This window comes from Burkholderia seminalis (genome assembly GCF_001718535.1).
Taxonomy (GTDB): Bacteria; Pseudomonadota; Gammaproteobacteria; order Burkholderiales; family Burkholderiaceae; genus Burkholderia; species Burkholderia seminalis.
This window is the reverse complement of record NZ_CP013400.1, coordinates 1,260,011-1,273,302: the sequence shown is the minus strand read 5'-3', so window position 1 is coordinate 1,273,302 and position 13,292 is coordinate 1,260,011. Positions and strand designations below refer to the sequence as shown.

Sequence of the window (13,292 nt, the reverse complement as noted above, 5' to 3'; positions counted from 1 at the left end):
GTCAGGCGCGACGCCGCGCGGCCGCATCGAGCAGCGGCGTCGGCATCAGGTAAGGCGTGAAGTGTTCCCAGAAATGCCATTGCTCGGGCTGGCGCACGAGCGCCTGTTCGAGGCGGTCGACGATGCGCTGGTGCGTCGCGCGCACCGGCGATGCGTCGTCGTCCGCCCCGAGCATCGGCGCGAGCGGGCTGGCCGCGAGCCCGGTGAAATGCACCGCGCAGCGATCGCGAAACGGCACGCCCGTCGCATACGCGACGAGCAGCGGAATCCCCTGTTCGACCGCGAGCTTCACGCCGCCGCCGGCCATCCGCACCCAGCGCCCGCCGAGCCGGCAGCGGTTGGTCTTGCCGAACTTGCCGTGCAGGTCGGAAAACAGCAGGAACACGGGCGCTTCGCGCCGCAGGCTCGTGATCAGCCGCCGCAGATGCACGCGCTCCTCGATGTCGATGAACTCGACGTCGCCCGCGCCGTATTCGGCGACGAGCCGCAGTGCATCGTCGAAGAACGCGCCAGGCGCGTCGCGATGCAGGATCACCATCAGCTTGCGGTCGTCGGGAATCATGAAGCGCAGTTTCGTGACGAACAGCATCAGGTTGCCGAAGTGCAGCCCCGCGAGCATCAGCGGGCCGCCGCGTGCGAGCGCCGCGCGCAATTGATCGTCGCCTTCGCACGCCATCCCGTCGATCATCGACTTCATCGACGCGAGGCTGTGCGTGCGCAGCTTGAGTCCGGCGAACTCGGCCTCGAACAGCTCGCGCACGATCGCGGCCGATACTTCCCGCACGCGCCGCGGATCGTCGTTCAGGTGCGCGCTCAGCATGTAGGCGACCGCGCGTTCGATCGATTCGCGAATGGGCGGAAAGCAGCGCAGGCATGCGCCCGAGCACCAGCGCATCAGCCGCAGCCCGAACGCGGGGGACGTACGCAGCGCGACCGCACGCACCGCGCGGCGCAGCAGGAACGCATACGAGAACGGATTGAGCAGGAAGAGCCGCCCGAGCATCACCGTGCCTCCTCGGCCGCGTGCCACGCGCCGGTCGCATCGGTCAATACGCCGTCGTGCATCTGGTAGATGCGGTCGACCATCGACAGGATCGACGCGTCGTGCGTGACGAGCACGATCGTGCACGGCAGCGTCAACACGTTGCGGCAGATCTCGTGCGTCGTCGCCTGGTCGAGGTTCGACGAAAACTCGTCGAGGATCAGCAGGCGCGGCTCGCAATACAGCGCCCGCGCGATCAGCAGCCGTTGCATCTGGCCGGCCGACAGGAACTTCTGCGTATCGCCGAGCGGCGTGTCGTAGCGGTGGTCGAGCCGCTCGATCTCGTCGTGGATGCAGGCGAGCTTCGCCGCGTCGAACATCGCGCCGATCCGCGGCGCCGGCGCGAAGTTCGTGATGTTGTCGCGGATCGTCCCGCGAAACAGCTGGTCGGACTGCGTGACGGCCGCGAGATGCTTGCGGTACTGCCGCAGGTTCACTTCCGCGAGATCGACGCCGCCGACGAACAGCGTGCCCGGGTCCGGGCGCACGAGCCCGCAGATCAGGTTCAACAGCGTCGTCTTGCCGCTGCCGGTGCGGCCGACGATCGCGATCTTGGCGCCGGCCGGCACGTCGAGCGCGATGTCGCGCAGGATCGGACGGTTGCCGCCCTTCGGCGTGTACGACAGCGCGCGGATCGACAGCGCACCGTCGAATCCGTCGATCGGTCGTACGACCGCATCCGGCGCGGGCTCCTCGGTCTCGGTCTGCAGCACGTCGGCGACGCGGTCCATGTGCACCTGCAGCACCTTGCGGCGCACATGGAGCTGGATCGAATCGATGAACTTGTCGGCGAACAGGTTCTTGTACTGGATGAACGCGTAGATCACGCCGATCGTGCTCTGTCCGTGCATCACGAGCCACGCGCCGTACGTGACGATCACGAGTTGCTCGACGTGCACGATCCCCTTCGAGATCGCATCGAACAGCAGTTGCAGCCGCTCCTGCTGGCGCATCGCCTGCAGCTTCTGCGTGAACGCGTTGACCCACAGGCTGCTGCGCGCGGTCTCGGCCGACAGCAGCTTGATCGAATGCGCGGAACGGATGTTCTCGATCAGCAGCGCATCGGCTTGCGCGCCGCGCGTGAGGATCTGCGACATCGCGTCCTGCAGCCGCGGCTGGATCGCGAGCCGGCTCAGCGCGAACAGCACCATCCCCGCGAGGCTGATGCCGGCCAGCACCGGGCTGTAGTACAACATCAGCACGAGCGTCAGCGTGCAGGTGACGATATTCAGCAGCCCGCCGACCAGCCCGTCGACGAGAAAGCGCCCGACCTCCGACACCGACGACACGCGCGAAATCGAATCGCCGGTGTTGTGGAACAGGAAATAGCCGATCGGCAGCCGCGCGAGATGGCCGACCATGTTCGCCGACAGCTGCTGCGACACGATGTTGCGCAGGTAGCTCTTGATGTTGCCGACGAGGTTCGCGTACAGCGTGTCGAACAGGAACACGATCGCGAACAGGATCGTCAGCAGGTACAGGATGTCGACGTCGGTCTTCTTCAGCGCCTCGTCGATCGTCAGCTGCACGTACGACGGGCCGAGCAGCAGCAGGAGCTGCGCGGCGACGCCGCCCGCGATGCCGATCGCGAGGCTCTTGCGGATGCCCGTCAGCCCTGCGAGGTAGTCGCGCAACCGGATCCGGTCGGTCGGACCCGCCCGCGTGAAGCCGATGTCCGGATTCAGTTCGAGCGCATAACCGGTGATGTGCGTGAGCGCCTGCGCGAGCGGCAGCTTCGTCTCGCCGAGCGCGGGGTCGACGATGTGCACGCTGCCGTAGCCGACCTTCGTCAGCACGACATAGTGGTTCATCCCCCAATGCAGGATGCACGGCGTCTTGAGCGCGTCGAGTTCTCCCGCGTCGAACTGCAACCCGCGCGCGCGCAGCCCGAGATCGTTCGAGATCTCCATCAGGTCGAAGAACGACAGCCCGGAATCGATCCGCACCGGATAGCGGTTGCGCAGCGTGCGCAACGTCGTTTCGCGCCCGTGCCACGACGCGATCATCGCGAGGCAGGCCAGGCCGCACTCCGTCACCTCGTCCTGCAGGACCGGACGGACTTTGCGCGTATTGAAGAGCATGGTCGGGCACCCGGGGCGCGACGACACGCCGCCCGGGCCTGCCGTGCGGGCCCGTGGCGGGTCGTGCGCGATACGCATGGGCGCAGCCGGCGCACTGCCGGCCGCGGCGGAAGACCGGTGTTACCGGCCGCTCAGCGCGACGAGCCTAGCGACATCCGGAACTGTTCGACGGCGCGGGTCTGGTACTGGGTCATCAGGCCCTGCAGCGTGGTCCCGATCGACTGGTTGACGAGATCGACCGTATAGGCAGCCGAATTGGAGTAAAGCGACGCGCCGCCACGAATCTGGCGGGCCTGTTCTTCCGTGATGTCTCGCATTTGTTGTGGCCTTTATATTGTCGGAATGCCTGCAGCCGTCAGCCAATCGAAAACTCAATGGCCGTTTACTTTATTACGGATATAATCCGGCACTCCCGCCTCCTGATAATCGCCCGATTCCGAAATAATGCATTCCGGAGTCGCTTAATTGCCACTGCGGCGATCGATTCTTTTCCTTCTGTTTCGCGGCATCTCGCGCGGGGGGCGCCTCCCCGCGCACGGCGGTTACTTGCCGGTGTTGTTGAACGTCTTCGGGTTCTGCAGGTAATTGCCGAGGCTCGGCAGGAACTGGCCGAGCGCGGTCACCACCGGCGCGGCGTCAACGGCGAGGCTGCCCAGCGAGCTGATCGCCCCGCCGCCATGCACATTCCTGACCTGTTCCGTCGTCATGACCTTCATCATTCTCTCCTCGTAAAAAATAAAGATGATGCAAAGAACCTTCATTGAAAGACAAACGGCTTTTAATCCCTAGCGACTTGTTAATCTAATAATCACCGCGATTACCAGCCGAAATCAGGCTATCATGCGGTCGCATCGGAATTCAATGGAGGACACACTCTTACAGTCGCAATTTCCGATGTATGAGGGGCAAGCGACATTCATGTTTTTTGAATTCCAATTTCAAAACGTTTAAATCCCGCCGCAATGCGTTGCGGCACGGGCAGGAGGCGGAGACGGCCATGTTTGAAACGAGGCGCGCGAATGGCGGATCGGCAACGCGGAATGCGGGTATTTCCTTATCAAGATTTCCAACTAGGTGGAATCCCCGACTTGCAACCATGACACTGATCGCTGTAACGGTTATCGGTACGACCACGAACGCGCACGCGTTCTGCCTCGACACCGCCTACCAGTACGCATCCGTGCACGATCCGCGCTATCTGCAGGCGCGCAGCGAATACGACGCGGCCCGCCAGAAATTCCCCGAAGCGCGCGCGCAGATGCTGCCGCAAGCCGCCGCGCAACTCGAATGGGGGCGCTACGGTACGCATGCGAACCTGTTCGGCATCGACGTCAGCGGCTCGAGCAATGCCGCATACGGTTCCGCCCAGATCACGCAGGCCCTGTTCAACGTGCCCTACCTGTACGACATGCGGCGCGCGACCGAGTACGAGGAATCGGCGAAGCAGAAACTCGCGGTCGCGAGGCAGGACCTGATCCTGCGCGTCGCGAACGCGTGCTTCGACCTGCTGAGCGCGCGCGAGAAACTGCAGTCGGCCGACGACGAGGTCAGCGCGCTGGCACGGCTCGAAAGCGACACGCGGCGCATGGCGCAACTCGGGATGAAGACGATCGGCGACACCGCCGAAATCGAGGCGCGCCGCAGCCTCGCCCAATCCGACGAAGCGCTCGCGCAGACCGACGTCGACGCGCGGCGCGCACGCTACGAGACACTGCTCGGCTCGACGATCGACTTCACGCGCTGGCCCCGGCTCGCGATGCGCGGGTCGTCGCCGCGCATTCCGTCCGGCGACTACGCGCCGCAGGACAACCCCGCGTACCGTCAGGCGTATCGCGACGTACAGGTCGCGCGGCTCGCCGCCAAGCGCGTCGGCGCCGAGCACTTGCCGACCGTCGACCTGTTCGCGTCGTATTCGCGCGGGCTCAACCCGAACCTGCGCGGGCTCACCGATCGGTCCGACTTCCATCAGAGCGCGTTCGGCGTGCAGGTGACGATTCCGATCTTCTCCGGCGGCAGCGTGTACTACCGGCAGGTGGAAGCCGAGCACGTGACCGAGCAATACCGCAACCGGCTGCGCGAGGTCGAGGAGCAACTGGGCACCGATCATCGCGAGGCGCTGTCCGCGCTCGAATCGGTCGGCAAGCGCATCCGCGCGCTGCAGCAGTCGCTGCAGGCCGCGCGGCTCGCGTACGATTCGTCGATGAAAGCGCATCAGGTCGGTTACAGCACGACGTACGAAACGCTGAACCTGCGGCGGGACATCTCGGGTATCCGGCAGAAGCTGTTCGACAGTTACCTCGATGCGCTGAAGCTGCAACTGAAGCTGAAAAGCGTGCTCGGCACGCTCGACGAGCAGTCGCTGATCGCGGTGGACAGCTTTCTCGAAAGCAACGCGGCGAACGACCGGAGCTGACGGCGGTTCGATGCATGCGCGGTCTGCCGCGGTTCGAAACCCGCTGGTGTTGCGTGTGCCTCGCCGGCGAGTCCGCTGCGAATGCCGCGGCGGCCCCCGACTGGAAAAACCGGCGCGGCGCGGCCGCTACCGCAGAGCGACGAAGCGCTTCGCCGAGGCCTGCGAGAAGCCGCTTCAAGCGGCCAGCATGCAGCCGGAAGGCGATCCCGCATGTCAGCCGGGCGGCGGCAGCACGACCGTGTCTTCCGGCCCGAGCACGCGCCCGTCCTGCGAACGAAGCTCCAGCTTCCTGATCGGCAGTCCGGTTTTCCGGTCGACGAGCAGCACGTGCGCCTCGTCCGGTTCGAAGCAGAAATCCTCACCCCACTGCCGCAATGCGACCAGCAGCGGAAACAGCCCGCGCCCCTTCTCGGTCAGCACGTACTCGTGATGCGCGCCGCCGTCGGCGGCCGGCACGATGTCCATGATCCCGTGCGAGACCAGGTTGCGCAGGCGAGCCGCCAGGATGTTCTTCGCGAGGCCGAGGTTTTTCTGGAATTCGCCGAAACGGCTCAGCCCGTCGAACGCGTCACGCACGATCAGCAGCGACCACCCGTCGCCGATCGCATCGAGCGGGCGGGCAACGCCGCAAAGGGAATCTTCGTGCGTGGTTCGTCGGTTCATCGGTGCGTGCGGTTACGCCGTTCCCTGTGGGCAGGCTGAGCGGCAGTCGTTTTCCATTGAAATGAATGGTTGCAATATAAAACCCGTCTACCCAAAGATCAATGGGGCGAACCCGACTGTTCGCGATCGGCGAACGGCGCGGAGGTTTCGACTCCGATCGGCCTGAGATTCAAGCCGATTGACTCGTCAATCACGCCATCATCGCTTTCCGACGCTTCGCCACGCATCAACGACGACACCCGGCGGCAGTCGACCGGATCGCGCTTCTGGTTGCAACTTGAAACCTCATGTCCTACGCTTCCATTCGGTTTCATATTGAAACCAAACTACTCGACTACCGAAGGAGCGTTCGATGATCCGGTCCGATGCCACGTTCGACGGCACCTTTCCCTTCGCCCCGCATTTCGACGATGCATCCGGCTTCCGGATGCACTACGTGGACGAAGGACCGCGCGACGGCGAAACCGTCCTGTGCCTGCATGGCGAACCTACGTGGGGTTACCTGTTCCGCCATCTGGTGACAACGCTGCGTCCGACGTACCGCGTCGTCGTGCCCGATCACATGGGATTCGGCAAAAGCGCGACGCCGCGGGACCGCAGCTACTGGCTGCAGGACCACATCGACAACCTCGAGCGCTTCGTGCTCGCGCGCGGCCTCGAGCGCATCACGCTCGTGATGCACGATTTCGGCGGCCCGGTCGGCATGGGGCTCGCCGCACGTCATCCGGACCGGATCCGGCGCATCGTGTCGGCGAACGGACCAACGCCGTTCGGCCAGCCCGATCTCGTCGAGCGCCTGAATGCGAATGCTCGCGAGGCGCCGTGGTTCCAGTGGATCATGCGCGCGGCGGCCGACGATACGCTCGAAACGGTGCTCGGTCAGCTCGGCTTCAACATCCTGAGCACGCTGAAGCTGAACGGGTTCGAGAACCACGCGGTCATCACCGACACGTGGATCGCCGCGTACGGAGCGCCGTTCGCGCAACCGGCCGACTGTCTCGGCGCGATCGGCTGGGCTCGCGGCTTTGCCGCCGGCGCGCACCGGTTCGAGGAGCCCGATGCGGCGGCACTGCGCGCGATACGCGGCAAACCCGCGCTCGCGCTCTGGGGAGATGCCGACCGGACGCTCGGCGCGGAACACTTCCTGCCGCTTTTCACCGCGTTGTTTCCGTCCGCGCCCGTCGAGCGGCTGGCGGGCGTCGGGCACTACTGCTTCGAGGATGCGCCCGACGCCATCGCCAAGCGGATCGCCGGCTTCATCCGGGCCACCGCTTGAACGCCGGTCATCGCCGGAGCAAGCTTCGCAACGCGTTTCCTTCCGGCGACCATTCACCGGATTGGATTCTGGTGCGGACACCAATCGCGCCGGGCAATTTTCGGTGCCTGTCGACGACGTACCATTACAGCGGACATCCATTGTCATGCTGGCGTACGTTTAAGGCGACCAGTAGTCGCCGCAAATATAATCGTCCGCTCCGCCCAGAAATATAATCTGTTGTCTTCCGCACCGTTCTCAAAGAAATCACGCCCACCTCGGACTCAAGACGTATCATGAATCCTGCTCGCATCCTTTCATTTAATCAAATGAACGGAGTATCGATCTTGAAATCTCGAAAATGAATCGGCGAACTCCATTGCAAGGGTCAATTTTTCCCGTACCGCTCAAACGGTGAATTCAATCGGAATGGTCGCCGATCATTAAAAAATCTCATTTTAATTCCCGTTGATTAATTGCGATAACAAGGAGTATTCCAATGACAACAGAAATCCCGGCAACCTATATCGTAGGCACGGCAACCGGACTGATTCCGCGCACGCTTTTACAGGAGTTGGTCGACCTTCCGACGAGTGTAAGACGCTTCGGCGTCATGGGCGACGGCGTGACTGACGATACAGCAGCGCTCCAAGTAGCATTCAATGCCGGGACGCCTCTTTATTTCCCTCCCGGCGTCTATCTATACAGCAATACACTGACTGCAACCGCATCGATTATCGGGGCCGGCTGGAATTCAGTTCTCCAGTGCACTACATCGCAAGGCCAAAATGCATCAATATACTGGAAAAACATCAGCAATTTAAAAATCCAGAATTTGCGGTTTTTCTCGAAAAACGCGACCGGATACTATGCCAACGAAAACGCCGGGCCAATCAATTTGGAAGCGTGCAGCCAGTTCGAGATATCCGGATGCCAGATCAACAATGCCGCGAGTCAGGCTATCATGATGCGTGCCTGTGTGAACGGGAAAGTATTCGGAAATACGGTGCTCAATGTCTGGCACGACGGCTTCCATGTTACCGGAGCAAGTTCGGACATTACGATCGTAAACAACGAAGTGATCAATGGTGGCGATGACGCGTTTGCTATTGTCGGATATCAAAGCGATCGTGCCCGCCCCCGCCGCATCATCATTGCAAACAATCGTGTCGATCAGACCAAATATGCACGCGGCATTGCCATTGTTGGCGCTCAAGACCTGACGGTCTCCGGAAACCATATTTATAACTCCCAGTGCGCGGGAATTTATATTGCCTCGGAATCCGGCTATCAAACGTACGGCAACGACAATATAAAAGTAACCGACAACATCCTGGATACGTGCGGCATATCATCCGATATCGTCGCCCGCCCCAACCTTCCGAACGCCCCAAATTCTTACGGGGCGTTGCATTTAACCACAGCCAATGGATCCAACAACTCCAACATTTCAATCATCAACAACACGATCAAGAATTCGGCGGGATACCCGATCTTTTTAGGGGCATCCGGCGGCACCCACATTCAGGTCAACATTTCACAGAACGCGATAGTCAATGGCTGGGATCCGAACAACAAGAACGGATTCACGTTGACGACGATCAGTGCGACCTCGGCATCGACGACGCTGAACTTCGCCAATACCCCGGGTGTCGCGGTCGGCATGACGGCGTGGTATTTCAATGGATCGACGAGCATAGCGATAGGCACGGTCGTATCGGCAGGTGTATCGACAGTCACGCTGAGCCAGAATGCAACTGTACCGAGTGGCGGAATCGTGGTCTTTTCCGGTGTCGGACTGTTCGGTGCGACGATCGTGACAACCGCTTCCACTGCGAGTGCCGCTACGTCGTTGACATTCGCCTCGACAACCGGCGTCACCTATAACGACAACTACGGTTTCGGGTCGCCCGGCAACGAAACGACAGGCGTGTCGATCGGACAAAGCGTCAGCGGGACCAACATCGCGGCCGGCACCTTCGTGACTGGTGTGACGGCGACCTCGGTGACGCTCAGCAAGGCGACGACCGGCACCGTCGCGAGCGGTGCATCCATCGTCTTTACGCCGATGGTCTGCACGACATCTCAAACGATCACGACCTCGGCCGCAGCGGCGGCAGGGACCAATACGCTGACGTTTACACCGTATCCGTCGGCACGCGGCTGTGCGGTGGGACAAGGCGTATCCGGAACGAATATCCCGGTCGGCACTTACGTGGCGTCGGTCTCCGGTAACGGAAATGGCCCGACCGTCACGCTGTCCAACAATTTCACCGGCAGCGGAATTGCAAACGGCGCATCCATTACATTCACCGGAACAGGTTCATTGAGCACATCCGCCGGAATCTTCCTGTCTGCCACTAGCGAGTGTATCGTTTCGAATAATCAACTATCCGGTATCGCGAAGGACGGTATTTATTTCGATGGTTCGTGCTCGCATTCTACGGACATTAATAGCAACATTGGAGAAAACATCGGTTGCTGCAACGCATTTGGCTGTCTTATCACGATCGCAACACTCTCGGCAGGGGCATCCCTCAAATTGAGAGGAAATTATCTGGCTCAACCGGTCAATTATCCCCGAGCAGTCGGCAACTTTATTTATGCTGCTTCGTGGAACAACATATCGTGGAATGAAGACAATTTCGCCCAAAACGGGTTTGCCGCTCCCTATGTGCAGATGGATCTCGTTTTTCCGACAGTCGGCGCTTCGCCGTGGACGTTCACGAACAACAACCTGAGCGCGGTCAGCATGTCGATCGCCGGAGGCACCGTCTTGTCAATCAATGTCTCCCGAAACGGGCAAGCCGCCTATGCGAGCGGCTTGACGAACGGAATGATCGATCTCAAGTCAGGCGACGCAATGACGGTGGCCTATACCGTCGCCCCCACTGTCACGATGATTCCGAGACTGGGGCAATAGCACGTACGCGACTGCGGGATTGACGCGGGGGTACAGACCGGATACGACACACCGCGCTCCCACCTTGGGTCTGGATCGACGCAAGTTCCGTTCCGGCAGAACAGCAGCAGTGCGACGGCAACGCAAAATCGCCCGACCCCACTCGGCGTAGTCTGCTCGGTGGGGATCGGGCTCACCGTCTTATCCGCGCCGGACTCTTGCCCGACGTCAAGCGCCGTTCGCGCGACCGCCGCGGCGATCACGCAACAGGCTCCCGTCAGCGAATAACCCGCGTCACACCGCGCCCGCGCGGATCGGCCATCGCTTCCGGCGTCTTGCCGTCGATCTTGATGACCTGGATGTCGCCGCTGAAATCCTGCCCCTTCAGCGTGTAGCCGCGCGCCTCGATCTGCTTCGCGAGCTCGCCTTCGATCGGGTGGTACGGCTCCCAGAAGATCGTGTTCGGCGGCAGCAGCTGGTGATGGAAGCGCATCGCGCCGACCGCTTCCTTCAACGGCATCTTGAAGTCATAGATGTTGTTGATCACCTGGAAGATCGACGTGAAGATGCGAGAGCCGCCCGGCGTGCCGATCACGAGCGACACCTTGCCGTCCTTCGTCATGATCGTCGGCGACATCGACGACAGCGGGCGCTTCTTCGGTTCGATCGCGTTCGCGTCGCTGCCGACCACGCCGAACATGTTCGCGACACCCGGCTTCGCGGAGAAGTCGTCCATCTCGTCGTTCAGCACGATGCCCGTGCCGTCGGCGATCACGCCCGAGCCGAAGTATCCGTTGATCGTGTACGTGTTCGACACCGCGTTGCCCCACTTGTCGACGACCGAGAAGTGCGTCGTTTCGGCCTTCTCCGGCATCGTCGTGCCGAGGCCCGGCTGCACGCTCTTCGTGTCCGACGGCTCCTTCGGGTTGACCTCGGCCGCCCGCTTCGCGATGTAGGCGTCGTCGGTCAACTGCGCGATCGGCACCTTGTAGAAGTCGGGATCGCCGAGATACTGCGCACGGTCCGCGAACACGCGTTTCTCGATTTCCGCGACGAGGTGGATGTACTGCGGCGAATTGAGCTTCACGCCCTCGAAGTCCTGCTTGAGGTCGGCCTTCATCTTCAGCAACTGCACAAGGCCGATGCCGCCCGAGCTCGGCGGCGGCGCGGTGATCACGTCGTAGCCGTTCCACTTCGCCTGCACCGGCTGGCGCCACACCGCACGATACTGCGCGAGATCCTCGGTGGTGATCAGCCCGTTGCCGTCGCCGGTCTTCATCGACGCGGCGATCAGTTCGGCCGTCTTGCCCTTGTAAAAACCTTCCGCGCCGTCGTTCGCGATGCGCGTGAGCACGTCGGCGAGGTCGGGTTGCTTGAAGTTCGCGCCGGCCTTCAGCCCGGAGAAGTATTTGTCGAAGTTGGTCTTGCCGCCGAATTCCTTCGATGCATCGACGCCGCGCTGCGCGAGTTGCTCGTCGACGACGAAACCGTCGCGCGCATAGTGGATCGCCGGCGCGAGCACCTGCTTCCACTTCAGCTTGCCGAAGCGCTTCTGCGCTTCCCACATGCCGGCGACCGTGCCCGGCACGCCGACCGCGCGCGGACCGTACAGGCTCATGCCCTTGACGACGTTGCCGTCCTTGTCGAGGTACATGTCCTTCGTCGCGGCGAGCGGCGCGCGCTCGCGGTAGTCGATGAAGTACGGCTTGCCGTCCTTGTAGATCGTCATGAAGCCGCCACCGCCGATGTTGCCGGCTTCCGGATACGTGACGGCGAGCGTGAAGGCGATCGCAACCGCCGCATCGATCGCGTTGCCGCCTTCCTTGAAGATCCGCTCCGCGGCATCCGCGCTGTACTTGTCGGCCACCGCAACGGCCGAACTCGTCAGGACCGCCGGCTGCGGCCCTTTCGCATAGGCGGGCGCGTTCGGCATAAACCCGATGCCGGCCATCGTCGCAAGCACGGCAGCGGATGATTTGAAGCGATTCAGCGTAGTCATTGCATGTCCCCCATGTGGATCTCCTTCAGGCAGGAAAGGCACCTGATCCGTCGATGACCGCCGGCGCGCCGGCGGCGATCGGCCGGCTTCGTAGTATAGGGGGACAATAAGGGTCGAACACGCGGCATGCAACGACGGCACGCCGATCGTGTGCGCGCGGTCACATTGCAGCGCCGCGACGGCCAAACGAATCGGTCGAAACGGCATGCGTTGCGCGCCCGATGCACGCCGTCACGCAGCGCGCAAAACCGAAAAGTTGCGAACCTCGCCGCCTGCCACGCGGCACACGCAAAAAAATCTGCAAACGCCCCTCCCGCAGCGCGGGTCGATCTGAGAAGATAGCGCCCCGCTTTCGCACGACATCGCTGTTTCGTTCACGTGCCGCTTCACGTTTGCTTGTCTCGCTCCCTATGGCATCACACAACGCACATCATGCGTCCGGCTTCGCGGCCGGCGTCGCCGCCGCCGTCCTCGTCGCGCAAACCGGCGCCACCGGCCCCTGGCACACCGGCATGCTCGCCGCGTTCGTCGCGGGCGTCGCCGGCGGCACCGCACCCGACTGGCTCGAAGTCGCCTGGTGGACCCGCAAGCGCCGCCTGTGGATCACGCATCGCACCGTCACGCACTGGGGCATCGGCTGGGTCGCGCTGCTTGCGCTCGGATGGCACGGGCTGACTCATCATCCGCATCCGCTGTGGGCCGCACCGCTGTTCGGCTTCGCCTGCGGCGGCGTGATGCACCTGCTCGCCGACTGGCCGAACCCGCTCGGCGTGCCGTGGATCTGGCGGCGTCACTCGCTCAACCTGTGGAACAGCGGGCATTGCGACCTGATCGTCGTGGCCGCCGCCTGGGGCGGCACGCTGTGGCTCGCGCAATCGCTGTGGTCGCGCGCGCCGCTGCTCGAACACTGGCTCGGCTGGCTGCATCGCGTTTAGTT

General features: G+C 62.5%; 10 protein-coding genes. 4 read left to right on the top strand and 6 right to left on the bottom strand.

Annotated features, from left to right (window positions below; translation table 11 throughout):
• Position 1: 1 nt before the first annotated feature.
• From WJ12_RS26430 to WJ12_RS36110, 4 genes are all read right to left on the bottom strand, one after another.
• Positions 2-1,006, bottom strand: coding sequence for a lysophospholipid acyltransferase family protein (locus WJ12_RS26430; RefSeq protein WP_034191696.1), 1,005 nt, complete (start codon positions 1,004-1,006; stop codon positions 2-4).
• Positions 1,003-3,123: a peptidase domain-containing ABC transporter gene (locus tag WJ12_RS26425; RefSeq protein WP_059556440.1), complete on the bottom strand. Its 2,121-nt coding sequence runs from the start codon at positions 3,121-3,123 to the stop codon at positions 1,003-1,005. The genes WJ12_RS26430 and WJ12_RS26425 overlap by 4 nt, the downstream gene beginning before the upstream one ends.
• Before the next feature lie 131 nt (positions 3,124-3,254).
• Positions 3,255-3,440, bottom strand: coding sequence for a hypothetical protein (locus tag WJ12_RS26420; protein ID WP_027791386.1), 186 nt, complete (start codon positions 3,438-3,440; stop codon positions 3,255-3,257).
• Between the two features lie 225 nt (positions 3,441-3,665).
• Positions 3,666-3,839 carry a hypothetical protein gene (locus WJ12_RS36110; protein ID WP_006495012.1) on the bottom strand — a complete coding sequence of 58 codons (174 nt, stop codon included), beginning with the start codon at positions 3,837-3,839 and terminating at the stop codon, positions 3,666-3,668.
• A 380-nt stretch (positions 3,840-4,219) separates the two neighbouring features.
• Here WJ12_RS36110 and WJ12_RS26415 point away from each other — a divergent pair, with 380 nt between their 5' ends.
• Positions 4,220-5,536 (top strand): TolC family protein, encoded by a 1,317-nt coding sequence (locus WJ12_RS26415; RefSeq protein ID WP_404824206.1) that lies wholly within the window; start codon positions 4,220-4,222, stop codon positions 5,534-5,536.
• A gap of 213 nt (positions 5,537-5,749) precedes the next feature.
• Here WJ12_RS26415 and WJ12_RS26410 read toward each other — a convergent pair whose 3' ends face one another.
• Positions 5,750-6,199 carry a winged helix-turn-helix transcriptional regulator gene (locus WJ12_RS26410; RefSeq protein WP_059556439.1) on the bottom strand — a complete coding sequence of 150 codons (450 nt, stop codon included), beginning with the start codon at positions 6,197-6,199 and terminating at the stop codon, positions 5,750-5,752.
• Between the two features lie 352 nt (positions 6,200-6,551).
• On the opposite strand from WJ12_RS26410, the gene WJ12_RS26405 reads away from it, so the two are divergent.
• Together WJ12_RS26405 and WJ12_RS26400 are read left to right on the top strand one after the other, a co-directional pair.
• The gene (locus WJ12_RS26405) at positions 6,552-7,475 is read left to right on the top strand and encodes an alpha/beta fold hydrolase (RefSeq protein ID WP_059556438.1); all 924 of its coding nucleotides are present in this window, start codon (positions 6,552-6,554) and stop codon (positions 7,473-7,475) included.
• A 478-nt stretch (positions 7,476-7,953) separates the two neighbouring features.
• Positions 7,954-10,377 carry a right-handed parallel beta-helix repeat-containing protein gene (locus WJ12_RS26400; protein ID WP_059556437.1) on the top strand — a complete coding sequence of 808 codons (2,424 nt, stop codon included), beginning with the start codon at positions 7,954-7,956 and terminating at the stop codon, positions 10,375-10,377.
• Between the two features lie 256 nt (positions 10,378-10,633).
• On the opposite strand, the gene ggt is transcribed toward WJ12_RS26400, so the two are convergent.
• On the bottom strand, positions 10,634-12,355 hold the full coding sequence (gene ggt / locus WJ12_RS26395) for a gamma-glutamyltransferase (protein ID WP_034191577.1): 1,722 nt from the start codon (positions 12,353-12,355) through the stop codon (positions 10,634-10,636).
• Positions 12,356-12,765: 410 nt separating this feature from the next.
• Here ggt and WJ12_RS26390 point away from each other — a divergent pair, with 410 nt between their 5' ends.
• On the top strand, positions 12,766-13,290 hold the full coding sequence (locus tag WJ12_RS26390) for a metal-dependent hydrolase (RefSeq protein ID WP_034191578.1): 525 nt from the start codon (positions 12,766-12,768) through the stop codon (positions 13,288-13,290).
• Positions 13,291-13,292 lie beyond the last annotated feature (2 nt).